The organism is Psychrobacter sp. T6-6, assembly GCF_052258185.1.
Taxonomy (GTDB): Bacteria; Pseudomonadota; Gammaproteobacteria; order Pseudomonadales; family Moraxellaceae; genus Psychrobacter.
The window spans coordinates 1-712 of the sequence record NZ_JBQQEX010000026.1 but is presented as its reverse complement, the minus strand read 5'-3'; the positions used below and the strand labels follow the sequence as shown (position 1 = coordinate 712).

At 42.3% G+C, this 712-nt stretch carries 1 rRNA gene; it reads left to right on the top strand.

Going from position 1 to position 712, the window contains the following annotated elements:
* Positions 1-371 precede the first annotated feature (371 nt).
* A 23S ribosomal RNA gene (locus ACTXGL_RS14090) occupies positions 372-712 on the top strand; the annotation flags it as partial.

Here is a 712-nt window from a genome sequence, read left to right as displayed (position 1 = left end):
GGTCAACGGTTCGACTCCGTTTGGCTCCACCACTACTTTAGTTAAGCTTAGAGTGCTAAATAAAAATAGGTATCAAACAGAAACAAGTGATTTGAACAAGATTACTTCTTTCTGTTTTATACAGAATCTGTGACTCGACGAGAGCATAGAGACTATTTAAAAACATAGATATGAGTCTGGGTTAGGAGGTGCGTGTTCACGCGCACTTCTTAACCTTAATAACTCACCTCTTAACGACATCAGTTGTTATCCCAGGGGTGAGTTATTAAAAAAGTAAAGAGAACTGAATCAAGCGTATAAACATAGGTGATATCGTTATCATAATTAGAGTGTATGACACTTTGGAGTCGAAAGACTACTTGGGGTTGTATGGTCAAGTAATGAAGCGCACATGGTGGATGCCTTGGCAGTCAGAGGCGATGAAAGACGTGACAGCCTGCGATAAGCTTCGGGGAGGCGGCAATATCCTGTGATCCGGAGATTTCTGAATGGGGAAACCCACTTACCATAAGGTAAGTATCCTAATTTATTAGGAAGCGAACGAGGGGAAGTGAAACATCTCAGTACCCTTAGGAATAGACATCAATTGAGATTCCCCTAGTAGCGGCGAGCGAACGGGGAGAAGCCGATTAGTACTAATGTAGAAGAACAGCGTGGGAAAGCTGACCGTAGTAGGTGATAGTCCTGTATTCGAAACATTAGCATTAACATA